Source organism: Xanthobacter versatilis, from assembly GCF_043193975.1.
In the GTDB taxonomy this organism is placed as follows: Bacteria; Pseudomonadota; Alphaproteobacteria; order Rhizobiales; family Xanthobacteraceae; genus Xanthobacter; species Xanthobacter autotrophicus_E.
In genome coordinates, this window is record NZ_JBAFVB010000001.1 from 71,882 (window position 1) to 97,927 (window position 26,046).

The window sequence follows — 26,046 nt, forward strand, 5'->3', positions numbered from 1 at the left end:
GAGACCCATGAGCAAATCCGACACCACCACGCCCGCCCCCGACGCGGACGGCATCCACCGCCGCGGCTTCCTGGAATGCATGACCTGGGCGGGCACCGGCATCCTGTGGACCTTGTCCGGCGGCCTGCCGAGCGGCCTCGGGCTTGGCTCCGCCCTCGCGGCGGAACCAGTCAAAGCCTTCACCTTCCTCCAGATCAGCGACAGCCATGTGGGCTTCGACAAGCCGGCCAATCCGGATGCCCTCTCGACTCTGCGCGAGGCGGTGGCACGCATCAGGACGCTGAAGGAGAAGCCGGCCTTCATGATCCACACCGGCGACATCAGCCACCTGTCGCGGGAGAAGGAATTCGACGACGCCGACCAGATCATCAAGGAAGCCGGCATCCCGGTGTTCTACGTGCCGGGCGAGCATGACCTGCTCGATGACGGACAGGGCAAGGCCTATCTGGAGCGCTACGGCAAGGGCTCCAAGGGCGCTGGCTGGTACAGCTACGACCACGATGGGGTGCATTTCATCGCCCTGGTGAACGTGGTGGAGTTGAAGGGCGGCGGCCTCGGCAATCTCGGCACCGAGCAGCTCGAATGGCTGGAGAGCGACGTGGCGGGGCTGCCGTCCTCCACGCCCATCGTGGTGTTCGCCCACATCCCGCTCTGGACCGTCTATCCCGAATGGGGATGGGGCACGTCGGACGGGCTGCAGGCGCTGGCCTATCTCAAGCGCTTCGGCTCGGTGACGGTGCTGAACGGCCACATCCACCAGGTGATGCAGAAGGTGGAGGGCAACGTGACCTTCCACACCGCACGCTCCACCGCCTTCCCCCAGCCGGCGCCGGGTAGCGCGCCGTCCCCCGGCCCGCTGAAGCTGCCGGCAGGCGAGCTGCGCAAGAACCTAGGCATCGCCACGGTGAACTTCGTCCGGGGCTCGCAGCCCCTCGCCATCATCGACCAGCCCCTGGAAGGCTGAGCGCACCTGCGCCCCTTCCCGCTGTCCTGAAAGGAGATTTCCGTGAGTCAGTCCTTCATGCGCGTCCCCGCCTTGCGGTCCAGTCCCGCCGCGGCCCTCTTCGCCGCAACCCTTCTCGCACTAGCCCTCGGCCTTGCGGGCCGGCCCGCCGCGGCCGGCGAGGAGGTGACGGTCTCAATCGACAATTTCACCTTCACCCCCGCCGAGGTGACGGTTGCGCCCGGTACCACCGTCACCTGGGTGAACAACGACGACATTCCGCACACGGTGGTCGACAAGAAGCAGGCCTTCCGGTCCAAGGTTCTCGATACGGAAGGAAAGTACTCCTTCACCTTCAACACGGCCGGCGACTTCACGTATTTCTGTTCTTTGCATCCCCACATGACCGGCAAGGTGGTGGTGAAACCTGCGGGCTGATTTCAACGAATAAGACTCGCAGCGGAACACGGGGTTCCGCTGCGAGAGAGCTTGAGCAAGCGGGGCAGGTCGATGCTGGCAACAGGTCCGGGATACGCGCCGTGGTGTCCGGCCGGGGAGGCGGGAGGGGCGGGCGTATTTTTCGTCCGGCCCGGCGGATGGCGGGCTTTCGCCCTTAGCCTCGCCGCCCTGGTGTCCCGCGTCGCCCGCATCCGCTCCGGTCAGGCGCATCCCATGGCGGAACTCTCGGCCCGCCATGGGCACACTGCGCCTGCCGCCGATCACGGGCGCGATGGGGCCACGGCGGCGCGGTTCGACGCGCTGATCCTGCCGCACCTCGACGCAGCTTATAACCTCGCGCGCTATCTGAGCCGGGATCCGGATGCGGCGCAGGACATCGTGCAGGACGCGTTTCTGCGCGCCTATCGCAGCTTCGCCGACTTCCGCGGCCTGAGCCCGCGGGCGTGGCTGCTCGCCATCGTGCGCAATTGCCATGCGACATGGCGGATGCAGCATCGGCGGGCGCCGCAGTCCGCCCCCCTGCCGCATGGCGACGGAGAGGCGCCGGAGGATGCGGCCAGTCTCCTTGTTGACGGGGACACGCCCGAGAGCCTTCTGCTGCGCCGCACCGAGGCGGAAGCCGTGCGCGCGCTGCTGGAACACCTTCCCGAGCCGCTGCGCGAGGTGCTGGTGCTGCGTGAGCTGGACGAATTGTCCTACCGCGAGATCGCGGAGGTGGCGGGGGTTCCGGTCGGCACGGTGATGTCGCGCCTGTCCCGCGCGCGCCGGCTGTTCGCCGACCTCTGGTCGCGCGCCGCGCCTGACGGGGAGGCGGTCCCATGAGCACGACTGTTCCGGAAGCCGGGCCCTGCGCCGCATGGGAGGGGCTGCTGAACGGCTACCTCGATGGCGAGCTGGATGCCGCCCATGTGATGGACGTGGAACGCCACCTCGCCGATTGTCCCGCCTGTGCGGGTGCCCTCCAACGCATGACGCTGGTGCGGCGGGTCGTGAGCCAGGACGACGTGCGCTGGCGCGCGCCGCCGGTCCTGCGCGACAGCGTGGTTGCCGTCCTGGCGCGGGAGCGCAGCGCTGCGGTGGCCCAGCGTTTGGCCCGGCCTTCCGGGATGGCCGCTTTGGTCGGCCGGCTGCGCGCCATGCTGCCTGCGCTCCGGCAGTGGAGCATCATTCCCTCGCTGGCGGTGGTCGCAGCGGCGCTCCTCCTGGTGGTGCCGCCGCCGAGGGGTGGGTCCTCGCTGGAGGAGGAACTGGTCGCCGGCCATGTCCGCTCCCTGCTGGCGGAGCATCTGACCGACGTGGCGAGCTCGAACCAGCACACGGTGAAGCCCTGGTTCGGCGGCAAGATCGACTTCTCGCCCCCGGTGGTGGATCTCGCGGCGCGCGGCTTTCCGCTGGCGGGCGGGCGGCTCGACTATATCGGCGGGCGGGTGGTGGCGGCCATCGTCTATCGCCGCAACGGGCATGTCATCAATGTCTTCGTCTGGCCCGCCGGGTCTGACGCGCACCTGGACAGGGCGTTCATGGCGCGCGCCCATGAGGGCTACACGCTTCTCAACTGGACCGAGGCCGGCCTGACCTACTGGGCCATTTCCGATCTCAATACCGTGGAACTGAAGGAGTTCCAGGAGGATTTCCTGGAGGCGCTGCCGAAATAGGACTTAGGCGGCGACGGCGAGGCGCGACAGGTCGGCGAGCGAGGAGACCGAGAAATCGGGCGCATAGCCCAGAGCTTCCTCCTGCGTCCGCAGCGCCTTGTAAAAGGTCACCGGCCGCAGCGCGCCGGTCATCTCTTCGGCGACCTCCTGGGCCAAAGCAGCCTGGGGCAGGCGCGCGATGCGGGCGACGCGGAAGCCGAAGCGCTTGGCTCCGGCGATGTCGAAACCGTTCGAGGAGACGAAGATCACCTCGTGCGGCTTCACCCCAAGCCGCTCCTCCACCAGTTCGTAGGCACGCGGATCGGGCTTGAATGCGCGTTTTTCGTCCACGCTGATGGTGGTCTCGATCAGGTCGCGCAGGGCAGAGCCGCCCACCAGCGCATCAAGCATCTGCGGGCTGCCGTTAGACAGGATGGCGCGGTGCACGCCGGACAGGCCGCCAAGGGCCGCCACCGCGTCCGGATAGGGCGCAAGGCGGTTATAGGCTTCGGCGATATCGTCGAAGAGGGTCGCGGTGGGGGAGAGGCCGAGCACGCCGAGCGTGTAGGTCAGCGCTTCCCGCGTCACCGTCCAGAAGTCGCGGTAGTCGTCCATGAGCGAGCGCAGCCAGCTGTATTCCAGCTGCTTCATACGCCAGATCTGGGTGATGATCTCGCCATGACCGGGAAACGCCTGTTCCGTCACGTCGGCGACGGACTGCACGTCGAAGAGCGTGCCGTAGGCGTCGAATACGAAAGCCTTGATCATAGGCGTGTCTCCCTCCCGATCGGTCCTGGATGTCCTGCCCTGCTGCCCACGCCCGGTAAGCTCAGCGCGGCTCCAGTGCTGCAAGAGCCGGGCGCAGCACACCTTCCAGCAGCGCCCGCTCGGGGCGGATACGGGACAGGACCCGGATGCCCAGCAGCACGCCGAGAAGCATGCGCGCGAGATCTTCCGCCGTCTGGTCGGGGTTGATGGCGCCGTCCTTCTGGCCTGCCGCCACGCGGCGGCGAAAGAAGGCCTCGATCTCGCCGAGGGTGCGGCCTGCGGCGGCCCGCAGCTCGGGATCATGGGGCCCAAGCTCCACGGCGGCATTGACCACCATGCAGCCCTTCATGTCCGGATCGTTCAGCGAGCGTTCCACGATCTCATCGAAGAAGGCGCCGATGGCCGCACGCGGGGCGATGGCGGGATCCTCGAGGCGCCGGATGCGGTCGGCCACGCTCTCGTCCACGTAGCGCTCCAGCGCGCGTTCATAGAGCGCGTGCTTGTCGCCGAAGGCGTTGTACAGGCTGGCGCCGGTCAGCCCCATGCTGGACGCGAGGTCGCGCACCGAGGTTGCCTCATAGCCGCGCGTCCAGAAGCAGCGGATCGCCGCGTCCAGAACCTCGTTTTCGTCGAACGCCCGTGGCCGTGCCATGTGTGAAGGGGACTTTCGTTGCGGTTGGAACTGGTGGGCGAGCCTAACGCCCGCCCACCTTGTCGTCACCCGGCGCGGCGAGCGGTCTGGCCAAAGAGGATTTTCTTGCCTTCCTCGGTCACCGCCGGCCGGCTGGAATAAGGCTCGGCCCGGGCATAGGCGGCGATGGTCGCCGGTCGCGCCGCCACCGCCTCGAACCAGCGCTTGAGATGGGGGAAATCGGCAAGATCCTGGCTCTGGCGCTGGTGGGGCACGATCCAGGGATAGATGGCCATGTCGGCGATGGAATAGTCCGCGCCACCGACAAACGCGCTCCCGGTCTTGGCATTCGCTGCCAGCCGACGGTCGAGCACGCCATAGAGGCGGTTGGTTTCCTTCACGTAGCGCTCGATGGCGTAGGGGATCTTCTCCGGTGCATACTGGCTGAAATGGTGGTTCTGCCCGGCCATGGGGCCAAGCCCGCCCATCTGCCAGAACAGCCATTCCGTCACGCTGGTGCGGCCGCGCAGGTCGGACGGGATGAAACGCCCCGTCTTCTCGGCGAGATAAAGCAGGATGGCACCGGATTCGAACACCGAGATCGGCGCGCCCTTGTCAGTCGGGGCGTGATCGACGATGGCCGGCATACGGTTGTTCGGCGCAATCGCAAGAAAGGCCGGCTTGAACTGGTCGCCCGCGCTGATGTCCACCGGAACGATCCGATAGTCGAGCCCTGCCTCTTCCAGGAAAAGCGTGATCTTGTGGCCGTTCGGTGTCGGCCAATAATAAAGATCGATCATCGTCTGCCTCGTTGATGCGCAGGGCGCCGCGCGAGAACATTCGCACCGCGCAAAAATCGCAGAAGGAAGCTTGCGGTCCCCGCGTTGCCGTGCATTCTATATCAGTCGATCTAAAATGCAAATGCGCGTCGGCCCTCAGGGGTCGGCCCGCCCGGCAAAGGTGATCCCTTGATCCGCTTCTACTTCCATCCCACGCCCAATCCCGCCAAGGTCGCCCTGTTCCTGGAGGAGGCAGGCCTCCCCTACGAGGTGGTGCCCGTCGACACGGCGAAGGGCGAGCAGCATCTGCCGGCGTTCCGCGCCATCAATCCCAACGGCAAGGTGCCGGCCATCGTCGATACCGAGGGTCCCGGCGGCCGCGAGGCGCGGGTGTTCGATTCCACCGCCATCCTGCTCTATCTCGCGGAGAAGACGGGGCAGTTCCTGGGCGCGCCGCAGGACCGGCCGGATCTGTTGTCCTGGCTGCTCTTCATCGCCTCTGGGCTTGGCCCGTTCTCGGGGCAGGCGGTGCATTTCCAGCATGCGGCGCCGCAGGGCCTCGACTATGCCGTGAACCGCTACCGGCGCGAGGTTGAGCGGCACTACAAGGTGCTCGACGACCATCTTGCCACCCGCCGCTTCATCGTGGGCGAGACCTACACCATCGCCGACATGTCGGCCTGGGGCTGGCTTGACCGCGCCGCGCGGGTGCTGAAGGTGGAGAGCGATCCGCTCGCCGGTTTCCCCAACCTGAAGCGCTGGTTCGCGCAGATCGATGCGCGCGAGGCGGTGTCGCGGGCCCGCGCGGTGGGCAAGGACCACAGCTTCAAGGCGTCCGGCGACGAGGAAAGCCGCCGCGCCCTGTTCCCCTCCAACTATCCGCCCGCAGCCGCGGAGTGAGGTGGCAGTCGCGTCCGGTCTCCTGAAGGAGGAAGCCATGAAGATCGAAGGAAAGCGGGTCCTCGTCACCGGGGGCTCGAGCGGAATCGGCCGCGCCATCACCGTCGCACTTCTCAAGAAGGGCGCGCGGGTGGTGATCACCGGCCGAAGGCAGGATGTGCTTGCCGCGGCGGTCGCGAGCCTTAAAGCCAACGGCGGCGATGTCCACGGCATCTGCGCGGACGTGACCGAGACGGCCGGGCGGAAGGCCACCCTCGATGGCGCGTTGGTTCACCTGGGTGGGCTCGACATCCTTGTCAACAATGCGGGCGGCGTGCGGGCCGGCCGCCTGGAGGACACGAGCGAGGCTGAAATCCGTGCCATGGTGGAGGTGGATCTTGTCGCCCCCATCCTCCTCACCCGCGCGGCCCTGCCGGCGCTCCGGGCAAGCGGCGAGGGGCTGATCGCCGACGTTACCTCGGCCATCGCGCTCATCGGCATGCCGTTCTACGCCACTTATGCCGCCACAAAGGCGGGCCTCGCACGCTTCGACGAGGCGCTTCGGCGGGAATTGGTGGGGGAGGGCGTGCGTGTGCTGACCATCTATCCCGGTGCGACGGACACCCCGATGATGCGCACCAGCCGGGCCGGCGCCGAGGTGGGCTTCACCAAGGAACCGGCGGATGCGGTTGCGGACGCGGTGGTCGCTGCCATCGAAGGGGATGGATTCGAGGTGGTGCGGGGCGGCGAGGCGCGGGCGCAGATGATCGCCCTCAATCGCTCCGACCCCACCGCCCTCGACCGACGCTTCGCCGATCTCAAGCCGGCGCTGGCCGAGGCGGTGCGGGACCACTCCGCGCTTTAGCACGTGGTCGATCGGCTTGCGGGCATGTCCGAACAGGTTCGCGCGCGACCTGTGCAAACCTCGCTCCGCCAGCCCGAAGGTAATCCGAGCCATCGCGCCCTCCTTTCGGAGGGCGTGACTTTTCACCCTGGTCCACGATCGGGACCAGGCCATTTCAGCGGCCGTGACCCCGCGCCTCAGGTCCGCGCCGAGCGGAACAGGCTCGGGGTCACACCGGTCTGCTTGCGGAATACCGCGGACAGATGGCTCTGGCTGGAGAATCCCGCTTCCAGCGCCACCTCAACGATGGGCAGGTCGGTCGAGGCCAGCAGATCCTTGGCCTTCAACACCCGGCGCGAGACGATGTATTGGTGGACGCTCATGCCGAAGCGTCGATTGAAGGCCCGCGAAAGCGAGCGCGGCGACACTCCCGCCTCCCGCGCGAGGGCGTCGAGGGGCAATTCCTCAGCGATCCGGTCGACGATCAGCTCGCATACGCGGCGTAGCGCCCGCTCCGGGGCGCCGTCCCGCTCGCCGTCGAACGTCGAGGAGCGCCCCACCGCCGTATAGCCGCGAACCACGTGGGCATAGGCGGCGTGGGCAAGTTCATCCGCATAGAAGCGCGATCCGGCGTCTTCCGGATGCCGCAGGATATCCAGCACGGCGAGGGCCAGCTGTTCCAGCAGCGGATCGTGCACGCCGAGCGGCACATCCAGCTCCACCCGCCCCACATGCGCGCTGCACGCCCGGGCCGCGGCCGCGTCCAGCATCTCCTGCCGCAGGTACAAGGTCAGCATCTCCGAGCGACCGTGACGATGCCACTCGCTCGCTTCCAGCGCGGGAATGAGATGGAACTGCCGGGGCCGCAGCGTGGCGGTCTCGATGGCGCCGCCGCCACTGACCCGGCGGCGGATCCGCGCCGGCTGGTTGACGCAATAGCCCAGGCACGGATTCCCGATCGGGGCGAGTTCGCCGCTCCACGCATCCACCGCGAGCAGGGCCGCCTGGATGTTGGCCCACCCGCGACCGTCGCTGCTCGCCAGCGTCGCATTGCGTGGCCATGAACCGATGTCGTGCATGCGCATTTCGGGCTCCCGGTCGCCTGCGCCTGCGTCCGGCTGCGGCAGATACAGCCTTTGGTCGTCGATTGACCGAAATCTGTTCTTCAGCGGCCAGTTTGTGAAAGAGGCCCCACCATCTCATGTCCAATATGGATGAGGGTCAAGCCGAGCGCTGGCTTAAATCCCGGCAACGCGTGCCGATTTCGTGGGATTCCTGCCTGTGTCGTAGGCATTCGAGGCGGGACGAAAGTCTTGGTACGACGATTATTCGGAATGTGACGCAGATCGATCCAGTGGGACGAGGTTGGACATGGCTTCTCTTTTCAGCGAATTGCAAGTACGGGACGTGACCTTGCGGAACCGCATAGCGGTGTCGCCGATGACGCAGTTTTCATCGCCGGACGGTCTCGTCACCGACTGGCACTTGGCCCATCTCGGGTCCAAGGCGGCGGGCGGCGCCGGCATGGTCATGGTGGAGCAGGTGGCGGTGGCGCCGGAAGGCCGCATGTCGACCACCTGCGCCGGCCTGTGGAACGATGAGCAGGGTGAGGCGCTGGCGCGCATCGCGCGGTTCGTGCGGTCGGTCGGCTGCGTCCCCGGCATCCAGCTCGGCCATTCGGGCCGGCGCGGTTGCGTGGAGCCGCCGTGGCTGGGCGGCGGCCATCTTCCCGCCGATCATCCCGATGCGTGGGAGATGATCGGCCCCTCCGCGCTTCCGTTTGGCGGCGTCATGCATCGCACGCCGCGGGAAATGACGCGGGACGACATCGCTGCCATGGCCGGCGCCTATGCCGCGGCGGCGCGGCGGGCGCGCGAGGCCGGCTTCGAATGGCTGGAAATCCACGCCGCGCACGGCTTCCTGCTCTCGAGCTTCTTCTCGCCGCTCTCCAATCATCGCACCGATGAATACGGCGGTGACTTTACCGGGCGCAGTCGTTTCCTCGTGGAGGTGGTCGAGGCGGTGCGCGCCGAATGGCCGGAGCGGCTGCCGCTCTCCATGCGCTTCGGCGTCACCGAATTTGCGCCGGGCAGCCAGACCATCGAGGATTCGGTGGCGCTGGCCCGCCTGCTGAAGCCGAAGGGCCTCGATCTCGTGGACGTGTCGTTCGGCGGCAATTCGGGCCAGGCCCAGACGCCGTGGGAGGCCGAGGGCTTCATGGTGCCGGCCGCCGAGCGCATCCGCAGGGAGGCGGACATCCTCACTGCCGCGAACTGGAACCTGGCCGACCCGCACTTCGCCGACGCCATCGTCCGCGAGGCGCGGGTGGACGTGGTGATGCTCGGCCGTCCCATGCTCGCCAATCCCCACTGGCCGGTCTACGCGGCCATGGTTCTGGGCCAGGAGCGCCCCTACGACCTGCTGCCGGTCCAGTTCAGCACCTGGCTCAACAAATACCAGCGCAGCCGCGTCAATGACGGCTTCGGCCACATCACCGGACGGGCCGCGGAGCCCGACGCCGCGGCTGCGGAATAAATGCCGCCCCAAAATCCCTTCTTCCGATCTTAATCATGGATTGAAGCTCATGTCCTCCATCGACACATCCTCCCTCGACGCGTCCGCACAGGATGCGGCGCTGCCCGCGGCCCGGCTCGGCTGGGCCTTGGCGGCGCTCCAGGCGCTCATCTACGGCTCTTTCGTCGCCACCTTCATCATCCACCCGGCAACGATGACGCGGGCGCTGGCGCCTGGGCTGTCCGTGACCGTCGCGCTCGTATTCGGCCTGTGTGTGGTGTTCTCCACCATCGCGCTCGCAGGCCTCTACGTCCTGATCGCCAACCGCACCGCTTCCGGCCGGGGAGAATGATGCCATGACCGCGGGCAAATTTGCCAAGACCCTCTGGGTTCTCATCCCGGCGCTGATGGCCGGAACCTCCGCCATGGCGGCCGAGCCGGCGGGCGGCGGTGCCAATCCCACTGCCATCGGCATGTTTATCGCCATCGTGCTGGTCACGCTGGGGATTACGGCGTGGGCCGCGAAACGCACCCGGTCAGCCTCCGACTTCTACACGGCCGGCGGTCACATCTCCGGGTTCCAGAATGGCATCGCGCTGGCCGGCGATTTCATCTCGGCCGGCGCGCTGCTCGGCCTCGCGGGCCTGGTCTACGCTTCGGGCTTCGACGGCCTGATCTTCGCCGTGGGCTACTCCACGGGACTGCCGCTGGTGGTGTTCCTGGTGGCGGAGCGGCTGAGGAAGCTCGGGCGCTTTACCATTGCCGACGTGCTCGCCACACGGCTGGACGAGCGGCCCATCCGCATGTTCACCGCCTTCGCGACGCTGGTGATCGTGGTCTTCTACCTCATCGCGCAGATGGTGGGGGCGGGGCAGCTGATCCGGCTCCTGTTCGGGCTCGACTATGTCTATGCCCAGATCATCGTGGGCGCCCTGATGATCTGCTACGTCGTGTTCGGCGGCATGATGGCGACGACCTGGGTGCAGATCATCAAGGCCGTCATGCTGATCGGCGCGGGCATCGTCATGGCCCTGGCGGTGCTGGTCCATTTCGGCTTCAGCTATGACGCCATCATCTCGCGTGCCATCGCCGTGCATCCCCGCCACGAGGCGATCATGCTGCCGCAGGTGTTCTCCGGAAGCCCGCTGCAGACCATCTCCCTCGGTCTCACCCTGATGCTCGGCACGGCCGGCCTGCCGCACGTTCTCATGCGCTTCTTCACCGTTCCCGACACAAGGGCGGCGCGGGTGTCCGTGTTCTGGGGGACGCTCGGCGTGAGCGGCTTTTTTGCCCTCATCTTCATCCTCGGCTTCGGCGCCCTCGCCATCATCGGCGGCGACCCGACCTATGTGGATGCGAAGGGCGCCCTGCGCGGCGGCGGCAACATGGCGACCATCCACCTCGCCCACGCCCTGGGCGGCAGCCCGCTGATGGGTTTCGTTTCGGCGGTGTCGTTCGCCACCATCCTCGCGGTGGTCTCGGGCCTGACCCTCGCCGGCGCCTCGTCCGTCTCGCACGATCTCTATGCCCGGACCTTCCGCCGCGGCCGGGCGAGCGAAGCCAGCGAGATCCGGGTCTCCCGCCTCGCGACGATCGGGCTGGGCGTACTGTCGGTGCTGCTCGGCATCGTGTTCCAGACGCAGAACGTCGCCTACATGATCAGCCTCGCCTATGCCATCGCCTGCAGCTCGACCCTGCCGCTGCTGCTGCTGACCCTCTACTGGGGCGGGCTGACGACGCGGGGCGCCATCACCGGCGGCATGGTCGGCCTCATCGCGGCGGTGACGCTCACCATCCTCGGCCCGCCGGTGTGGGTGAAGGTGCTCGGCAATGCCGCGCCCATCTTCCCCATCGACCCGCCGACCATCGTCTCCATGCCGCTCGCCTTCTTCACGGCCTGGCTTGTCTCGGTTCTGGACCGGTCGCGCGCGCCGGCGGGCCTGGCCAGCGGCGTGGGCGCTGCCGAGTAAGCGGGCGCACGAAGGCATCTCGACCCATGGGCCGTCGGACGATCGTCAAGATCGCCCGGCGGCCAGTTGTTGCCGGAACATCCCGGGGTTCGACCTGTCATGGCGCGGGGACGGCATCTTCAGCCGGCCTGATTTTGCCCATGACCGCGCTGCCCACCGCGTGGCGGACGCCTGAATCGCATCAGCCTGCGGGGTGTCCTGAACCCGCCCGGGTGGGTCTTCCCAAGGTACAATCCGGGACTTGCTCCCCGGCCGTCCCGCACGCCATTGTGCCGGGCAGTGTCGCGGTGGGACCGCGTCGCGCGCGGAAGCGCGACCGGCGGGAGCGGGGATGGAATGACGGTCTTGAAGGGTTTGGGGCGCTGCGTTCTTTTTTGGACAATCGTATTCGGCATCTTCGGCGTCTTGTACTGGCTCCTTCCTGTCGTCGACATGAGCGCGCTCTGGGGCGGGACGGCGCGCGCCTTCAGCGGTGATTTTTCCACCGTCGGCACCCAGCCCTATGCTTTCGCCCTGGCCTTCGCCCTGTTCGCCACGGCGGTTGGCTTCGCCTCCGCTTTCCTCATCCTGCATGTGGGTCCGATCGGGTGGAGGCTGCGGCGCCTGCGATTGCGTATCGCGGGCACGGGGGACATGGAAGGCTTCGCCAAAACCTATGACGCCACGCGCGCGCTCATGGAGCGCGATCGACTGATCAGTCATGCGTGGAAGCAGTTCGACACCGTGCTCGTTCATCGGCCGGATGAACGCATCATCCGCAGCACCGCCCGTGCCCACGCCTTTTTCAATCTGGGCATGGCGCGGGAGAAATATTTCGGCCTGAAGATGATGGGCGCGCTGCCGGGCTATTTCGTCGGCATCGGTCTTCTGCTCACCTTCGCCGGCCTCGTGCTGGCGCTCAACAAGGCGGCCATGGCCGTCAACAGCTCGGATGCCGCCGGAATGCAGGGCGCGACGCGCGAACTGCTTCAGGTGGCGACCTTCAAGTTTGCCACCTCCATCGCCGGCCTTGGTGCCTCCATCGCGCTCTCGCTGCTGTTCCGCATCTATACCATCCTCATGGAAGGCTTCTTCATCAGCTTCTGCGAGACGGTGGAGGACCGGGTGCGCTATCTGTCGGCACAGCAGATCGCGGCCGAGAGCCGGGATTTCGCCGCCGAACAGACCGATCAGCTCAAGTCCATCAACAGCGCCGACTTCTTCGCGCGCATGGGGCAGGAGCTGACGCCGGGCATGTCCCGCATGTTCGAGACGGCGCTCGACAAGGTCATGTCGCCGGTGACCACCAGCATCGACCAGGCGGTCCATAGGCTCGCCGACAGCAGCCAGAGCGGCATGTCCGAGATGCTGACGCGCTTCACCGATTCGGTGCAGAACGGGGCCGGGGCCGAGTTGCGCGGGCTCGCCGAGACGCTCCGGGGCATGCAGGGTGCCATGGTGGGCGTGCAGCAGGGGCTGACCGGGTCCGGCGAGGATTTCGGCCGGCGCATGTCGGAAGCAGCCGAAAACCTCAACCGCCTCGTCACCGACGCCGGCGCACGCCTGGGTGAAGGCACGGACCAGAGCCGTGCGGTCCTCATGGATGCTGTCACCGCCATGCGGGAGACCTTCGAGCAAGCCAATCGCAAGGTGGACGAGGGCCTCGGTGCCGCGGCGGGCGGGGCTTCGGCGCGGCTGGAGGAGGTCATGGGGCGGGTGCTCGGCAGCCTCGAAGCCCAGGTGGGCGGCTTTCGCGAGAGCCTGTCCGGCTTCCAGGAGAAGATGGCCGGCCAGCTCGATGAGACCCGGGTCCGCGTCTCCGCCGCCCAGGCGGAGGCGACCGATGCCGTCGCCCAGGCCTCGGCCCAGGCGGCGCGCGCGCTCCAGGACGGGCTTGCGGATGCGCTCGCGCGCATCAACGGCGAGATCGAGCGTTTTATCGTCGCCATGCGGGCCAGCGAGGTGACGCTGGCGGCGCAGGCCAAGGCGATGATGGACGCCACCGACAAGTCGCGCCAGGTGGCCGATGCCTTCAGCCGCACTGCGCAGGATGTGCGCGCGGCGAGCGTGCCGCTGGCCCAGTCGGGCGAGCGCATCGCGGGGGCGACCGAGAAGCTCGGCGAGGCCGCCGGCCGGTCGGTGGCGGTGCTCGACAAGAGCCAGGAGGAGGCGCGGCGGCTGGCCCAGGCACTGACCGGCCATGTCTCCAACCTCGATCAGGTCTGGCGCAGCTATTCGGCCCGTTTCGAGGCGGTCGACGAGGCGCTGGGCAAGGCGTTCGAGCGCCTGACGCGCGGAACCGACGAGCAGCAGGACCGGATCGCCACTTTCGTTCGCGACGTGGACGTGACCTTCAGGGAAGCGGTGGACACGCTGGCCGGCTGCATCGGCGGCCTGAAGGACAATACCGAGGAGATGGTGGAGGCGGTGGACGACCTGAAACGCGCGCTGCGCGTCGAGGCCGCGGAATGACCGGAGCGCGCCATGGCCATCACTGAAGACACCGAGCACGCAGGGTCCGAGGAAGGTGAGAACTATTTCATCTCCATGACCGACATGATGGTGGGGGTGCTGTTCATCTTCATCATCATGCTCATGGTGTTCGCCCTGGACTTCCGCTCCAAGACCGACGTGCAGGAGGATGCCATCGAGGTGGCCCGCGAGGTGGCCCGCAAGCTCGATGCCATGAGCGGGCAGGTGCGCTCGGCCATCGCCACGGTGGATGCCTCCCAGCAGGTGCGTCGCCAACTCTTGCAGGACATCGAGAGCCAGCTCCGCGCGGAAGGCCTCAACGTGCAGATCGACGAGCAGAACGGCGTGCTCCGCCTGACCGAGGATGCGGTGCGGTTCGAGCCGAGCCGGTCGGATCTCGCCGGGCGGGCGCGGTCCAATGTGGACAAGATCGCCCGGGTCCTCGACCGGGTGCTTCCTGCCTACACCGCCTGCCACGTGGCCGAAGGTGCGGCGGGCGGCACGGCGTGCCAGCCGGGCGCGGGTCCCTCCTTGGAGACGGTCTTTATCGAGGGCCACACCGACAGCACCGGCGAGGACGGCACGAACTGGCAGCTTTCCACCGAGCGGGCGGTGAACACCTATCGCGCCATCGTCGCGGGAGCGCCGCGCCTGCGTGGTCTTCGCAACCTGCGCGGCGAGGAAATCCTGTCGGTCTCCGGCTATGCCTCGACCCGCCCGATCGACCCCACCGAAAGCCGGGAGGCCTGGGCCCGCAACCGCCGCATCGACCTGCGCTTCGTGATGGAGGTGGACAACCGGCGGCGCCTGGAGGAGATCCGCACGCTCACCGACGAGATGAAGCAGCAGATCGATCGCCTCACCGCCGCCAGCGCCGCGCGGGCGGGTAAGGGCGCGCCGTGAGCGAGGGCGCGCAGTGAACGAGGTCCCCACCCGCCTTAAGGACGCACTGCGCGCGGTGGGGCGCAGGTCCGCGCCGACGGCGCTCCTTCCCAGGGAACCGGCGGTCGCCAGGGCGCTCGCGCGGATCCCGGTCGACATGCTCGGCTTTTCCGCACCGGCCAAGGGACGGAACTACAACCAGATCGCCGAGGCGATCGCGGCGGCCTGTCGCGCCGGCCGTCCGCTGGATCGCACGGATCTGCGGGCCGCGCCCTGGTGCCTGTGGCAGACCCGCCCGGCGCTGGCGCAGGACTCGGCCTGCCTCGCGGCGGTGCTGGGCGCGGTTGCCGCCAGCCCGCGGCGCCGGTCGCTCAGGAGCCTGGCCTCGGCCTGGATGATGAGCTTCGATCCGGGCCAGCCGGGCATGGCGGAGGCCGCCCGGCTGCTACGCAACAGCGCGTCGTTGATGGGCAGCCCGTGGGACCGGCTCGCGGCCACCTACGGCCTGTTCCATGAGGTCGAAGGGCCACGCCGGGTCGCGGAGGCCGCGCTCTCGGGACGGGTGACCCCCGTGGCGGTTCTGAAGCAAAGCGGCATCGGCAGCCTCGACGCGACCAGCGGCTATGCCAAGGCCTGCCTCGCGCTGCTGCTCGGCCTGATCGAGACGGGACAGGTGCGCGATGCCATGGACCGGCTGAAGCTGGTGCGGGATGTGGCCGTGCGGCCAGACGGTCGGCTGGTGTTTCAAGAACTTGGACCCCAGACCTGCCGGGCTCTGCTTCGCCCCTTCCGGGACGCCATGCCGGAACGCGCGGTTCGCGATGCCTATCTCGACCTGTTGCTGATGCTGTTCGGCGATCCCCGCCTGCGCCCCGCCGCCTGGGCGCGGATGGTGGAGGAGGGCGAGATGGTCCGTCGCTGGCTGACGGAGCAGTCGCTGCGCCAGTTCCTCGACGTGGCGGACCGGGCAGCTGGCGCGCACGATTTCGGATCCATGTGGCCGGCCCGGCGCCGGTTCTGGGAAGCGGTCTATGACGCGGGCCTGGTGAGCGAGGCGTGGGTGGTCTTCGGTCCGTTGGGCGTTGATCTGGCGAAGCGGCTCTTCGGCGAGAATGCCAGCTTCGGCCGCTTCTCGCACGGCGGCAGGAAGCAGGTCGCCACGGGCCACACCGTGCTTCTGTTGCGGGTGGGCCTGCGTGGTCTGGTGGCCGACTGGAGCTTCGGCGGCAGGTGCAACATCTGGTTCGACTACGACGCGCCTGACGCGCCCCGGCTCTACAAGGCCAACTATTCCACCGATGAGCTTGGCGTGCGAGATCCGGCGCCGGGAGGCGCGCAGCAGGAAACCGTGAGCTTCCTGCACAGCGGCAACTGGCAGGCCCGCGTCGCCGACGAGATCCGCAAAATCACCGGCGTCCACATGCCTCCCTCCAGCTATCTTTGAAGCCATGTCTGATCTTCTCACCGCGACTGAGGACGGCATGGTTTCAGGATCCTGACCCGCCGTTCGCGTACCGCGATGGCGGTGGCGAGCAGGAGCGCGCGCCTCAGATGCTGGCGCGGTCCAGCCGGCTCAGTGCCGCCGCATCGAGGGAAAGGCCGGGCGCCGCCATGATGTCGTCGAGCTGGGCGAGGCTGGAGGCGCTGACGATGGGGGCGGTGACGCCCGGCTGGGCGATGAGCCAGGCGAGGGCCACCTGCGTCGGTGTCGCGCCGAGGCGTGCGGCGATCTTGTCCATCTCGGCGAGCAGGTCGAGGCCGCGTGGATCGAGATAATGGGCCACGGTGCCGGCCCTCGCCTTGCCATCGAGGTCGTCGGGCTTGCGGTATTTGCCGGTGAGGAAGCCTGCCGCGAGCGCGTAATAGGGAATGACGCCGATGTTTTCCGTCAGGCAAAGCTCCTGCAGCGCGCCCTCGAACAGGGCGCGGTTGGCGAGATTGTAGTGCGGCTGCAGCACGCTGAAGCGGGGATAGCCCTTGGCGTCGCTTGCTGCGAGGGCCTCGGCGAGCCGGGGAGCAGTGTAGTTGGACGCGCCCACCGCGCGCACCTTGCCGGCCTCCACGAGGCCGGCGAACGCCTCCATGGTCTCGTCCAGCGGCACGGTGTTGTCGTCGATATGGGCCTGGTAGAGGTCGATGTAGTCGGTGCCGAGCCGCCGCAACGATGCCTCCGCCGCGGCGATGATGTGGGCCTTGGAGAGGCCCTTGCCGGCGGCCTTCATGTCCATGCCCACCTTGGTGGCAACATGCACCGCCTCGCGCCGTCCGCCCCGCTTCAGCCAGGCGCCGATGATGCGCTCCGATTCCCCGCCGGTGTGTCCCGGCACCCAGGTGGAATAGACGTCGGCGGTGTCGATCAGCGAAAAGCCGCGCGCCACGAAGGCGTCGATGAGGGAGAAGGAGGTGGCCTCGTCCGCGGTCCAGCCGAAGACGTTCCCGCCGAGGGCAAGGGGCGCAATGCTGATGCCGGAGGTGCCGAGCGCGCGCTTGTTCACGCAGATGTCCTCGAAAGGTGGGAGCGCCGGGTGTGCCGCCGCTGTCGGGGGGCACCATAACCGCCGGCGGCGGTGGATGGAATGAGGCCCCGCGTCGCCCGGCGGGGTCTTGATCGCCAGCGCGCCCGGGAGCGGATTTCGTCGTGTCGGCCTCGGGTCAGGCCGGTACCGGTGATGGGGTGCAGCCGGCTGTGGCTGATGCACCGCACGACGCGCTTCGAATGAGGGGGCAAGCGCCGGCACCGCTTGCAGGGACGGGCGCCCGAGCCCCATGGCCACGTCTCCTGCGGCGGCGTCCTAGGCCCATTGGCCCATCTTGCCGGGCATTGCCGTCAAGATATAGATTGTGGACCGGCGATTTTCGCGCCAGCCGCTCGAAGTTCGGGGCGTTCGGTGGTTGCCGGCCATGAAAATACTCATCGTTGACGATCACTCCGTTGTGCGGGAGGGCGTCGCCGCCCTGCTGCTGAGCGGGTTTGCGGGGTCGTGTGTGCTGGAAGCCCACGATTGCGCCCGGGGCCTGGACATCGTGGACGAGCACGCGGACCTCGACATCGTGGTGCTGGACCTCGGCCTGCCCGGCATGGGCGGCATGTCCGCCATTCCCGAATTCGGCCGGCGCCGGCCGGCGCTGCCGGTGATCGTCCTGTCCTCGTCCGAAAACGCCCATGACGTGAAGGAGGCGCTGGCGCTGGGCGCCCTCGGCTATGTCCCCAAATCGGCCAGCCGCCAGACCCTGCTGGACGCCATGGAGTTCGTGCTGAAGGGCCATGTCTATGTGCCGCCCTTCACCCTTTTGCCCGACACCGCGCCGGTGGCCACGAGCGAGGCGGCGGAGGAGCCCGCGCCCCACCTCACGACCCGGCAGCTGGAGGTGCTGAAGCTGCTCTCGCGCGGCCTCTCCAACAAGGAGATCGGCAACACGCTCGACCTGTCCGAGAAGACGGTGAAGGTGCACATCACCAGCATCTTCAGGTCACTGCATGTGATCAACCGCACCCAGGCGGCGAGCGCGGCCCGCCAGGGCAACCTTATCTGAGCCGGGTCTCCTCCTCCACGGGCGGGGTGCGCGCGCCCTGGGCCAGCAGGTTGGTGATGGCGGCCCGGAGCTTGCTGTTGTGGAGCGGCTTGTGGAGCAGCAGGAAGCCGCTTTCGCGGGCTTCCTTGAGCCGGTCCGGCGCGGTGTCGCCGGTGATCAACAGGGCTGGAATGTCCTCGTTGTATTCGGACTGCAGCCGCTGGATGGTCGCGATGCCGTTCTCGCCCTGGCGCAGCCGATAATCGCAGATGATGAGGTCCGGCTGGCGCGGGCAGGTGGCGACCTTGTCCAGCATCTGCGCCAGGGATTCGGCGACGATCACCTCGTGTCCCCAGCTCGCGAGCAGGCTCTGCATGGCGGACTGGATGGGGGCCTCGTCGTCCACCACGAGGATCAGGCCCGAAACCATGGCTCCGCGGGCGGGCCCGGCGCTGGCGGCGGGCTGTTCGGGCGCGCTGGTCGCGATAGGCACCGAAATGGCGAACACCGAGCCCTTGCCCGGCTGCGAGCGCAGCGCCAGCGGGCAGGCCATGAGTTCGGCGAGCCGCTTCACGATGGCAAGCCCCAGCCCGAGGCCCATGGCCCGGTCCCGCTCCGCATTGCCGAGCTGGTAGTATTCCTGGAAAATCCGCTGCTGTTCCTCGCCCGGGATGCCCTTGCCGGTGTCCCAGACCTCGATGGACAGGCGCCTGCCCCTGCGGCAGCCGATGAGCACGCGTCCCCTGTCGGTGTAGCGCACCGCGTTGGAGACCAGATTGCGCAACACGCGCTCCAGCAGGATCGGGTCGGCCATCACCGCCAGTGAGCAGGGCTGGACCACGAGGGCGATCCCCTTGCGCGCGGCTTCCTCGTCGTAGTCGCGCACGATCCGCTCCACCAGCGGTTGGATGTGGAAGGCGCGGGAATCCGATTGCACCACGCCGGCGTCGAGGCGCGAGATGTCGAGCAGCGAGGTGAAGAGGCCGTCGAGGGCGGAGACGGATTCATCGATGTGCCCCAGGATCTGGCGGGCCGGCGCGTCCAGGTTGCAATTCTGCATGGCGCCCAGGAACATGGTGAGCGCGTGGACGGGCTGGCGCAGGTCGTGGCTTGCTGCCGCGAGAAAGCGCGACTTGTCGCGGCTGGCCTGCTCGGCGCGTTCCTTCTCGTTCCGGACCTCCACCAACAGGTCGATGTTCTCGAACCTGAGGCGCAGGGCCTCCACCAGGCCCCGGTTGGAGCGCCAGCCCAGCGCGGCCATGGCGACCACATAGAGCAGATCCAGCACCATCAGGGCATGGGAGAGGATGCCCCCATGCAGCACCGCCCAGACCGGATAGGGCAGCATGGCGGGAAACAGCAGCGCATAGAAGGCCGGCAGGTAGCTGCCGAACGCCGAGGCGGCGCCCGATGCCACCGCCGAGGTGACGATCATCACCCAGAGCTGAAGCTCAATGCGGCTGGGCGAGACCAGCAGCACCGATCCCGTGCCCCAGGTGATGCCTTCCATGAGGCTGATCGCGGTGAAGATCAGGGCCAGCATGGGCAGGCGCGCGGGCAGCGCCACGCGCCAGTAGATCCAGCACAGGACAAGGTGGCTGAGGGCGACGGCGACAAGTATGGCAGACCATGTGGCCACGGTGTCGAAGGAGACGCCGTCGTGCAGCAACAGCACATACGCGAGGATGAGGCCGCCGATCATGGCGCCGAGCACGCCGACGGGTGTGTTCCGGAACAGGACCTTGAGCTGCTCGGACTGGACGCGGTCGTGCGCGGCGACGGGCTCGAGGGCGCGCTCGCGCAGGTCCGGCTTCCCGCTCGGGAGCGGTGTCGCGCCGGGGGGCAGGGACAATATCGACCTCTGGAGCGTCACCGTCGCCTCGGATCTGCTGAGACGTCGCCGCTTATAGCACACGTCTGTGAAGTAAAGGGTCGGCTCTGCGGGCCATCAACGAATAATCGCGGCGGATCGGGGTGAGCCCTGTTCTTGGAACAAAGGCATCCGAGAAAATATAGGTATTATAATAAGATACGACTTCACATAAGCACGGGCCGATTCTGGCCGTGTGAAAGGTCATAGGACAGGTCGTAGGACGATCGGTCGGATTGCCGCTGGCGCGTCAAGGTCTACTCTATGCGCGCCAACGGTGCAGGAAGCGCCGCCGCCGGCGCCGATGTCGGCGGAAGCCAGCCTGAGTGGATGGCGACCGGTTTCGTGGCTGTCATCTCGAACGCGCCCCTTTCAAACGCGCCCCTTTCATCAGCCGGATACATGGGCCGGCTCCCGGGTGCTCTTCCTCAAGTCAGGGCCGCACACCACAGGCAGGGTCGCATCGAGGATGAACATGACCGACCATACTTCCAGCCCGGCGCCACAATCGCCTTCTTCCGCTGAAGAAGAACTGCTTCACGAGAGCTTGCCGGTCTCGCGGCGGGCCCTGCTGAGCGGTGGTGTGCTCCTTGCCTTGGCGGCACTTGTCCCGGAGCAGGCGCAGGCCCTGCGCATTCCGCGCGGGCTGCTGATGGTGCCGGGCATGCTGCATATTCCCGCGCCCTCGCGCCGCGCGCCGTCGGGGGGATCGAGTTCCGGGCGCAGCCGGTCGAGCAGCGGATCGGGAAGCGTGTCGAAGAAATCGGGCTCGGGCTCGCGCAAGAACAGGAAGGACCAGGACGCCCCCAGCGATACGGCTTCCCGCGAGCCCGACGCGGGGGCGCGCGATCCCAAGATGCCGGCGTCCCGGACCCCGGAACCGGCGGCAAGCGGAGGCGCGAGCGCGGCGTCGGCTCCTTCGGGCCCCGGCGGGGTTCCTGCGTCCTCCGGCGGAGGATCGCCTCCCTCTGGTCCGCCGCAGATCGCTGGCGGCGGGGTCCCGGCCGCTGCCGGCGCGGGTGGCGCCGCTGCCGCGACGGGTGGCCGGCAGGTGATCACCGACGGCGACTATTGAACTCAATGCGCGCCTGCTGGGCGTCAGGGGGAATGACCTTTTCCGCGCCCATCGACATGGGCCACACGCGCTCGTTTGGCGGCCTCCCTTGGCACGTCCACTTGGCAGGCTCCCTTTCGCGGGCTCATTTGGCGGGACCGCCCAAAGCTTCGAGCGCCTGCCGGGCGCGGGCATAGCCCTGGGCCGCGGCGAGATCGTACCAATACCGGGCGGCATTGCGGTCGGGATCGATGCCCTGGCCGTTCTCGAAGATCACGCCGAGATTGTATTGCGCTTCCGCGATGCCCTGCTGCGCGGCCTTGAGATACCAGGCCCGCGCCTCCTTGTAGTCGGGGGCGCCGAAGCCCTTTCCGGTATAGTAGAGATTGCCGAGGCGCCATTGGGCTTTCGCCAGGTCCTTTTCCGCCGCCTGCCGATACTTGTAGGCGGCGGAAACGAAGCTCTGGCCGACGCCCTCGCCCTTCTCCAGCAGGAAGCCGAGGGTGTACAGCGCCTCCGCATTGCCGGTCTCGGCGAGGCGGGAGGCCAGCTCATAGGCCCGGCCGTAGTCGCGGCGCTCCATGGCCTCGCTCATGGCGGTGCGCAGTTCGGCGGAGGTCATGGCCGGCGGCGCCGTGGCGACCCTGGCTTCCGTGGTGGTGGTCGCAGCGGTGGCCGAAGGTCGCGTGTTGCGATCGAAATACATGTTCTCGATCCGCGCGGCATTGCTGGCGGTGGCGCCGGTCGCCGCGTTGCCCGTGGCCGCGTTGCCGGTGGGGCCACGCCGCTCGGCGGGCACGCGCGCCGTATCGGTGCGGGGGGCGGGGACCGGCGTGGGGCCACGGAAACTGTCCGCCACCACCACGCCCGCCACCGCGATCGCCGCCACGCCGCCGACCGCGAGCCCGCGCAGCTCGATCGGCATGGCCTTGAAGCGCCGCCATGCGGCGTCGAGCGCCGTCCGCAGGCGGCCGATGGGGCCGGGCGTGGGACGCGGATAGGGCGCGATGGTGTTCGAGGTGCCGCCAGAGGTGTTGGAGATGAGGCGCGTATAGTTCTGGATCACCCCGGTGGCCTCGGCGCGCAGGCTGGTCGCGCCGAGCGCGTCGCTGAACGCCCGGACGGTGGGGAAGCGCTGTTCCGGCTTCTTGGCAAGTGCCTGCAGGATGGCGCCTTCGGCCTTCACCGACAGGCCGGGGACCTTGGGGATGAGGCGCTGCGGCTTGGTGTTCACATGGGCCTGGATCAGGTCGTAGTCGGTGTCCGCCGCGAACGGCGGGGCGCCGGAGAGCATTTCGTAGACCACGATGGCCAGGCTGTAGAGGTCGGAGCGCTCGTCGCCGGGGCTGCCCCGCAATTGCTCCGGCGCGATATAGGCCAGGGTGCCGATGATGGAGCCGTCGCGTGTCAGCCGCTGGCTGCCGGCCACCCGGGCGATGCCGAAATCCATGATCTTCACCCGGCCGTCGTCGGTGATCATGAGGTTGGACGGCTTGATGTCGCGATGGATCACGCCCATGGAATGGGCATAGGCGAGGCCGTCCGCCACCTGTGCCACGATGGCGAGGCATTCCTGAACCGGAAGCGGACCACCGCGCTGCTGGAGCACGCTCTCCAGCGTGCGCCCGCGCACCAGCTCCATGATCATGTAGAGGTTGCTGCCCTCCGGCTGGAGGGCGTAGAGCGTCGCGATATTGGGATGGTTGAGCCGGGCGAGGCTGCTGGCCTCGGCGCGGAAGCGATCGAGGAAGCTCGCGTCGTTCATCAGCTCGGGGCGCAGCGACTTGATGGCCACCTCGCGGCCCAGCATGGTGTCGCGGGCGGCATGGACGCGGCCATTACCGCCCGATCCGAGCAGCGCTGTGATTTCGTAATGGCCGATGCGTTCGGTGGTCGCCGTGGTCATGGTGCCCTCACAGCTTGATGCGCCGCGTGGCTCCTCGTGCGTCGCTGCCTTCCGCCAGAATCTCCTGCGGCACGATGCGCCGCGTGGTGCGGGCCGCGCTTGAGCGGTCCGAACCAGCGCGATCTGGCGCCGTCGGGACCTCGATGGCGAACACGCCAACCGAGATGTTGTCGTAGCCCCCTGCTGCGAGCGCCCGTTCCACCAATGCGTCGCAGGCATCGGTGGGGGGCAGGCGCTGCAGCACGCCAGCGATCTCGCGATCCGGGACGAGGTTCGACAGCCCGTCCGAGCACAGCAGCACCCGGTCGCCGTCCGCCAGCGGCAGCCCCTCGCTCCACACCGCCGGATCGAGTTCCGCCCGCGAGCCGAGGGCCTTGACGATGACATTGCCGTTGGGGCTGGTCTCAGCCTCTTCCTGCGTCATCACGCCCTCCCGCACCAGCTGGGCGTTGAGGGAATGGTCCTCGCTCAGCTGGGTCAGTATTTCGCCGCGCAGGAGGTAGGCGCGGCTGTCCCCCGCATGGGCGAGATAGAGCTTGCCGCCCACCATGGCCACGGCGGTGCAGGTGGTGCCCATGCCGCGGCATTCGGGATGGGCGTCCGCGTGCTGGATCACCGCCGCATTGGCGGCCTCGAATGCCGTGCGCAGGGTTTCCGGCACCGGCAGGCTGCTACTGCAATAGATGCGCCGCACCACTTCGGCCGCGAGCGCGCTCGCCACCTCGCCCGCGGCGTGGCCGCCCATGCCGTCGGCCACCAGCGCCAGCGTGCCGCGATCCTCCAGCCGCCCGTCCTCCGGGGATGAGACGAAGACGACGCTGTCCTCGTTGCTGCTGCGCACCCGGCCCACATGGGTCAGCATGGCGCCGCGCGCGCGCAGGGCAAGGGTAGCATCGACGCGGGCGTTGGCGACGCGGGCAGTCATGGCGCGCCTCCCGTCACTGCGCGGCGCGCTGCGGCTGGAGCAGGTCGCGGCCGTAGCGGATCGGGACGCCGAGGGTTACCCGCGCATCGCCGACCTTGCGGCCGTAAGTGTGCAGTCCGATCACCTTGCCCTCGGCATTAAATACCGGGCCGCCGCTGTTGCCGGGGCCGCTGGTGTTGATGCTCATCTGGAACACGTCGCCGCCGCTGGAGCGCGTAGTCTGGTCGCCCTCCCGCCGCGAGGCGCTGCCAAGGGCGGAGATGATGCCCTCGTTGACGCTGGGCTGCGGCACCAGCTCGTCATGGACACGCGAGGGGCCGCCGGCCTCGCGGGTGGTGAACTGGGTGTAGGTCTCCACCGACACCGCCGGATAGCCGAGGTCGATCACCTTCTGGCCGACGCGAAGCTCATCGTTGGCGGAGATGTCGATCTTGTTCAGGGGCTGGGGGGAATCGATCTTGATGAGCGCGGCGTCGGCGTCGGACGAGGGCCGCACCAGTGTGGCGTTGATGCTCAGCCGGCTGCCGGCGAAGCGGGCCTCCAGATATTCGTTGCGGCCGATGAACACGCGCTTGGCGATGGAGCTGTCGAGGCCGTCGATGGAGCCGATGGGGATGGCGACGTTGGGATGGAACACCACGCCCCCCGCCTCCGGCACCCAGCGCCGCAGCCGGGAGGCTTCGTCCGAGGCCCCTTCGAGATTGATCATGGTCGCCTTGTCGCGCTTCTTGAAGGCGGCCGGCTGCTTGAGGTCGAACACGATGCCGTACTGGCCGACGGAGGCGTCGTAGGGAACCATCCAGCCGGCGGCCACGTGCTTGTTGGTGAGGATGAAGCCCTGCTCGCTCACCACGAAGCCGCTGCCCTCGCCGGCCTCGCCGATGCTCGGATTGCTGCGGTTCTCGTCGTCCAGCGTCAGCCAGCGCACCACGCCGAGGTCGCCGGGCAGCCGCACATAGGCGGGATAGGTGCGCCCGTCGTAGACAACGGTCTTATGGAAGATGGGCTTGCCGGTCTCCTGGTCGAAGACGCGCCATTGGAGGTAGATCTTCAGCACCGCATCGCCATAGCGACTGACGATCTGCTGCGCCGACATGCCCAGCTGCTGGGACAGGTTGGTAGAGGCCTCGGTGGCGACGCGGGCGTTGTCGCGGGCCTGGGCCTCGCGAATTTCGCCGAGTTCGTTGAGGTGGCGCCAGTAGAAGGCGCCGCCCACCAGCGCCACGAAGGCGACCACGCCGGCGAGCGAGGCCGCCCAGACCCGGCTGGTGCTGCGCCGCTCCTCGCCGAGCATGCGCATGACCGTTTCCTTGCCGACCCCGGCCTTGGGCGGTTCGGCCATGGAGGCCGTGGTTGCTGAAACCTGCCCGGTCTTGTCGCCGTCGATCTGCCCGGTGGCGCCGACGGCGTTCACCACACGCGTCGCGGTGGTGTCCACGGCGCTGATGATGCGGGTACGCGCGCTCATGGCCGGCGGACGGGGCTGCACGTCGAATACGAATTTCGGCCCGTTCTTGCCGAGCTCGATGGTGTCCTCGGGCAGCAGTTCGGCATCCTCCTTCACCGGTTGGCCATTGAGGAGCGTGCCGTTGCTGGAGTTGAGATCCACCAGCCGGAACGCGCTGTCGTCGTTGGCCGGGATGCGTATGGCGGCGTGATGGCGGCTGACCACGTCGTCGCGCTTGGCGTCGAAGGCGATGGTCGAGGCAGGATCGCGCCCGATGGTCACCTCCTGGAGGTCCTGGACCGGAATCTGCTCGATCTGATTGGCCTTGGAGCCGGACAGATGCCGGATGATGATCCGGTCTATGGATGCCGCGCTCATGCTGCCCCCCCTTATCCTGTATGCCGGGCCGGGCTCCACCGAAACGGCGAGATGCCACCAACGGCCAGGGCCATTGCTTACGCAGACAAGAATGGTCCGCAGGCGCCATGCGCGCTGAGCCACGGCCGGAGCCTATGAGATTCAGGGTTAAGCTTGTAAAGTTGGACTGAGACCCTAGGACTGGTCCTAGGACCAAGAT

Annotated in this window: 23 protein-coding genes; 14 read left to right on the top strand and 9 right to left on the bottom strand. The window is 67.9% G+C overall.

Translation table 11 applies throughout. The features are described 5' to 3' along the window. Window positions 1–7 precede the first annotated feature (7 nt). The 4 genes from V5F66_RS00340 (at window position 8) to V5F66_RS00355 (ending at window position 3,057) form a co-directional block, all read left to right on the top strand. Window positions 8–964, top strand: coding sequence for a metallophosphoesterase family protein (locus tag V5F66_RS00340; protein ID WP_394092947.1), 957 nt, complete (start codon window positions 8–10; stop codon window positions 962–964). A 57-nt stretch (window positions 965–1,021) separates the two neighbouring features. Beyond that, window positions 1,022–1,381, top strand: coding sequence for a cupredoxin domain-containing protein (locus tag V5F66_RS00345; protein WP_394093282.1), 360 nt, complete (start codon window positions 1,022–1,024; stop codon window positions 1,379–1,381). A gap of 234 nt (window positions 1,382–1,615) precedes the next feature. Further along, the gene (locus V5F66_RS00350) at window positions 1,616–2,224 is read left to right on the top strand and encodes a sigma-70 family RNA polymerase sigma factor (protein ID WP_394092948.1); all 609 of its coding nucleotides are present in this window, start codon (window positions 1,616–1,618) and stop codon (window positions 2,222–2,224) included. Next, entirely contained in the window at window positions 2,221–3,057 is an 837-nt protein-coding gene (locus V5F66_RS00355) for an anti-sigma factor family protein (protein ID WP_394092949.1), read from the top strand. Before V5F66_RS00350 ends, V5F66_RS00355 begins: the two co-directional genes overlap by 4 nt. A 3-nt stretch (window positions 3,058–3,060) precedes the next feature. Here the strand turns inward: V5F66_RS00355 and V5F66_RS00360 are convergent, their stop codons facing one another. From V5F66_RS00360 to V5F66_RS00370, 3 genes are all read right to left on the bottom strand, one after another. After that, window positions 3,061–3,804 (bottom strand): haloacid dehalogenase type II, encoded by a 744-nt coding sequence (locus tag V5F66_RS00360; protein WP_394092950.1) that lies wholly within the window; start codon window positions 3,802–3,804, stop codon window positions 3,061–3,063. A 61-nt stretch (window positions 3,805–3,865) separates the two neighbouring features. After that, the gene (locus V5F66_RS00365) at window positions 3,866–4,456 is read right to left on the bottom strand and encodes a TetR/AcrR family transcriptional regulator (protein WP_394006236.1); all 591 of its coding nucleotides are present in this window, start codon (window positions 4,454–4,456) and stop codon (window positions 3,866–3,868) included. Window positions 4,457–4,521: 65 nt separating this feature from the next. Beyond that, window positions 4,522–5,235 carry a glutathione binding-like protein gene (locus V5F66_RS00370; protein ID WP_394092951.1) on the bottom strand — a complete coding sequence of 238 codons (714 nt, stop codon included), beginning with the start codon at window positions 5,233–5,235 and terminating at the stop codon, window positions 4,522–4,524. A gap of 168 nt (window positions 5,236–5,403) precedes the next feature. Here V5F66_RS00370 and V5F66_RS00375 point away from each other — a divergent pair, with 168 nt between their 5' ends. Both V5F66_RS00375 and V5F66_RS00380 read left to right on the top strand, forming a co-directional pair. Then, the gene (locus tag V5F66_RS00375) at window positions 5,404–6,114 is read left to right on the top strand and encodes a glutathione S-transferase family protein (RefSeq protein ID WP_394002407.1); all 711 of its coding nucleotides are present in this window, start codon (window positions 5,404–5,406) and stop codon (window positions 6,112–6,114) included. 37 nt (window positions 6,115–6,151) lie between these two features. Further along, complete coding sequence (locus V5F66_RS00380) at window positions 6,152–6,958, top strand: SDR family NAD(P)-dependent oxidoreductase (RefSeq protein ID WP_012113002.1); 807 nt, start codon at window positions 6,152–6,154, stop codon at window positions 6,956–6,958. Window positions 6,959–7,134: 176 nt separating this feature from the next. Here the strand turns inward: V5F66_RS00380 and V5F66_RS00385 are convergent, their stop codons facing one another. Further along, the gene (locus tag V5F66_RS00385; protein WP_012113003.1) at window positions 7,135–8,022 is read right to left on the bottom strand and encodes a helix-turn-helix domain-containing protein; all 888 of its coding nucleotides are present in this window, start codon (window positions 8,020–8,022) and stop codon (window positions 7,135–7,137) included. A 286-nt stretch (window positions 8,023–8,308) separates the two neighbouring features. Between V5F66_RS00385 and V5F66_RS00390 the strand changes: the two genes are divergently transcribed. The 6 genes from V5F66_RS00390 to V5F66_RS00415 all read left to right on the top strand — a co-directional run bounded on the left by V5F66_RS00390 (window position 8,309) and on the right by V5F66_RS00415 (window position 16,198). Next, entirely contained in the window at window positions 8,309–9,472 is a 1,164-nt protein-coding gene (locus V5F66_RS00390) for an NADH:flavin oxidoreductase/NADH oxidase (protein WP_012113004.1), read from the top strand. A 49-nt stretch (window positions 9,473–9,521) separates the two neighbouring features. After that, window positions 9,522–9,803 carry a DUF485 domain-containing protein gene (locus tag V5F66_RS00395; protein WP_394092952.1) on the top strand — a complete coding sequence of 94 codons (282 nt, stop codon included), beginning with the start codon at window positions 9,522–9,524 and terminating at the stop codon, window positions 9,801–9,803. A 4-nt stretch (window positions 9,804–9,807) separates the two neighbouring features. Then, window positions 9,808–11,421 carry a sodium:solute symporter family transporter gene (locus V5F66_RS00400; RefSeq protein ID WP_394002413.1) on the top strand — a complete coding sequence of 538 codons (1,614 nt, stop codon included), beginning with the start codon at window positions 9,808–9,810 and terminating at the stop codon, window positions 11,419–11,421. Between the two features lie 432 nt (window positions 11,422–11,853). Beyond that, entirely contained in the window at window positions 11,854–13,872 is a 2,019-nt protein-coding gene (gene zorA, locus V5F66_RS00405; RefSeq protein ID WP_394092953.1) for an anti-phage ZorAB system protein ZorA, read from the top strand. A 12-nt stretch (window positions 13,873–13,884) separates the two neighbouring features. Beyond that, on the top strand, window positions 13,885–14,775 hold the full coding sequence (locus tag V5F66_RS00410; RefSeq protein WP_012113008.1) for an OmpA/MotB family protein: 891 nt from the start codon (window positions 13,885–13,887) through the stop codon (window positions 14,773–14,775). A gap of 13 nt (window positions 14,776–14,788) precedes the next feature. Continuing rightward, window positions 14,789–16,198: an EH signature domain-containing protein gene (locus V5F66_RS00415; RefSeq protein ID WP_394092954.1), complete on the top strand. Its 1,410-nt coding sequence runs from the start codon at window positions 14,789–14,791 to the stop codon at window positions 16,196–16,198. Window positions 16,199–16,301: 103 nt separating this feature from the next. On the opposite strand, the gene V5F66_RS00420 is transcribed toward V5F66_RS00415, so the two are convergent. Then, on the bottom strand, window positions 16,302–17,249 hold the full coding sequence (locus V5F66_RS00420) for an aldo/keto reductase (protein ID WP_394092955.1): 948 nt from the start codon (window positions 17,247–17,249) through the stop codon (window positions 16,302–16,304). A gap of 406 nt (window positions 17,250–17,655) precedes the next feature. Between V5F66_RS00420 and V5F66_RS00425 the strand changes: the two genes are divergently transcribed. Beyond that, the gene (locus V5F66_RS00425; protein WP_394002421.1) at window positions 17,656–18,288 is read left to right on the top strand and encodes a response regulator; all 633 of its coding nucleotides are present in this window, start codon (window positions 17,656–17,658) and stop codon (window positions 18,286–18,288) included. Here V5F66_RS00425 and V5F66_RS00430 read toward each other — a convergent pair. Next, window positions 18,281–20,119 (bottom strand): ATP-binding response regulator, encoded by a 1,839-nt coding sequence (locus V5F66_RS00430; protein WP_394092956.1) that lies wholly within the window; start codon window positions 20,117–20,119, stop codon window positions 18,281–18,283. The genes V5F66_RS00425 and V5F66_RS00430 overlap by 8 nt on opposite strands. A 493-nt stretch (window positions 20,120–20,612) precedes the next feature. Between V5F66_RS00430 and V5F66_RS00435 the strand changes: the two genes are divergently transcribed. Continuing rightward, window positions 20,613–21,212 carry a hypothetical protein gene (locus tag V5F66_RS00435; protein ID WP_394092957.1) on the top strand — a complete coding sequence of 200 codons (600 nt, stop codon included), beginning with the start codon at window positions 20,613–20,615 and terminating at the stop codon, window positions 21,210–21,212. A 124-nt stretch (window positions 21,213–21,336) separates the two neighbouring features. On the opposite strand, the gene V5F66_RS00440 is transcribed toward V5F66_RS00435, so the two are convergent. From V5F66_RS00440 to V5F66_RS00450, 3 genes are read right to left on the bottom strand one after another with little or no spacing between them, the layout of a single operon-like run. Continuing rightward, window positions 21,337–23,097: a serine/threonine-protein kinase gene (locus V5F66_RS00440; protein WP_394092958.1), complete on the bottom strand. Its 1,761-nt coding sequence runs from the start codon at window positions 23,095–23,097 to the stop codon at window positions 21,337–21,339. 7 nt (window positions 23,098–23,104) lie between these two features. Beyond that, entirely contained in the window at window positions 23,105–24,022 is a 918-nt protein-coding gene (locus V5F66_RS00445; RefSeq protein ID WP_394092959.1) for a protein phosphatase 2C domain-containing protein, read from the bottom strand. 13 nt (window positions 24,023–24,035) lie between these two features. After that, the gene (locus V5F66_RS00450; protein ID WP_394092960.1) at window positions 24,036–25,847 is read right to left on the bottom strand and encodes a trypsin-like peptidase domain-containing protein; all 1,812 of its coding nucleotides are present in this window, start codon (window positions 25,845–25,847) and stop codon (window positions 24,036–24,038) included. Between the last annotated feature and the right edge of the window lie 199 nt (window positions 25,848–26,046).

What these genes read in the sequence shown, in the direction of transcription:
- V5F66_RS00340 (WP_394092947.1), top strand. Translation starts at nt 8, where the DNA reads ATGAGCAAATCCGACACCACCACGCCCGCCCCCGACGCGGACGGCATC.
- V5F66_RS00345 (WP_394093282.1), top strand. Translation starts at nt 1,022, where the DNA reads ATGCGCGTCCCCGCCTTGCGGTCCAGTCCCGCCGCGGCCCTCTTCGCC.
- V5F66_RS00350 (WP_394092948.1), top strand. Translation starts at nt 1,616, where the DNA reads ATGGCGGAACTCTCGGCCCGCCATGGGCACACTGCGCCTGCCGCCGAT.
- V5F66_RS00355 (WP_394092949.1), top strand. Translation starts at nt 2,221, where the DNA reads ATGAGCACGACTGTTCCGGAAGCCGGGCCCTGCGCCGCATGGGAGGGG.
- V5F66_RS00360 (WP_394092950.1), bottom strand. Translation starts at nt 3,804, where the DNA reads ATGATCAAGGCTTTCGTATTCGACGCCTACGGCACGCTCTTCGACGTG.
- V5F66_RS00365 (WP_394006236.1), bottom strand. Translation starts at nt 4,456, where the DNA reads ATGGCACGGCCACGGGCGTTCGACGAAAACGAGGTTCTGGACGCGGCG.
- V5F66_RS00370 (WP_394092951.1), bottom strand. Translation starts at nt 5,235, where the DNA reads ATGATCGATCTTTATTATTGGCCGACACCGAACGGCCACAAGATCACG.
- V5F66_RS00380 (WP_012113002.1), top strand. Translation starts at nt 6,152, where the DNA reads ATGAAGATCGAAGGAAAGCGGGTCCTCGTCACCGGGGGCTCGAGCGGA.
- V5F66_RS00385 (WP_012113003.1), bottom strand. Translation starts at nt 8,022, where the DNA reads ATGCGCATGCACGACATCGGTTCATGGCCACGCAATGCGACGCTGGCG.
- V5F66_RS00390 (WP_012113004.1), top strand. Translation starts at nt 8,309, where the DNA reads ATGGCTTCTCTTTTCAGCGAATTGCAAGTACGGGACGTGACCTTGCGG.
- V5F66_RS00395 (WP_394092952.1), top strand. Translation starts at nt 9,522, where the DNA reads ATGTCCTCCATCGACACATCCTCCCTCGACGCGTCCGCACAGGATGCG.
- V5F66_RS00400 (WP_394002413.1), top strand. Translation starts at nt 9,808, where the DNA reads ATGACCGCGGGCAAATTTGCCAAGACCCTCTGGGTTCTCATCCCGGCG.
- zorA (WP_394092953.1), top strand. Translation starts at nt 11,854, where the DNA reads ATGAGCGCGCTCTGGGGCGGGACGGCGCGCGCCTTCAGCGGTGATTTT.
- V5F66_RS00410 (WP_012113008.1), top strand. Translation starts at nt 13,885, where the DNA reads ATGGCCATCACTGAAGACACCGAGCACGCAGGGTCCGAGGAAGGTGAG.
- V5F66_RS00425 (WP_394002421.1), top strand. Translation starts at nt 17,656, where the DNA reads ATGAAAATACTCATCGTTGACGATCACTCCGTTGTGCGGGAGGGCGTC.
- V5F66_RS00435 (WP_394092957.1), top strand. Translation starts at nt 20,613, where the DNA reads ATGACCGACCATACTTCCAGCCCGGCGCCACAATCGCCTTCTTCCGCT.
- V5F66_RS00440 (WP_394092958.1), bottom strand. Translation starts at nt 23,097, where the DNA reads ATGACCACGGCGACCACCGAACGCATCGGCCATTACGAAATCACAGCG.
- V5F66_RS00445 (WP_394092959.1), bottom strand. Translation starts at nt 24,022, where the DNA reads ATGACTGCCCGCGTCGCCAACGCCCGCGTCGATGCTACCCTTGCCCTG.
- V5F66_RS00450 (WP_394092960.1), bottom strand. Translation starts at nt 25,847, where the DNA reads ATGAGCGCGGCATCCATAGACCGGATCATCATCCGGCATCTGTCCGGC.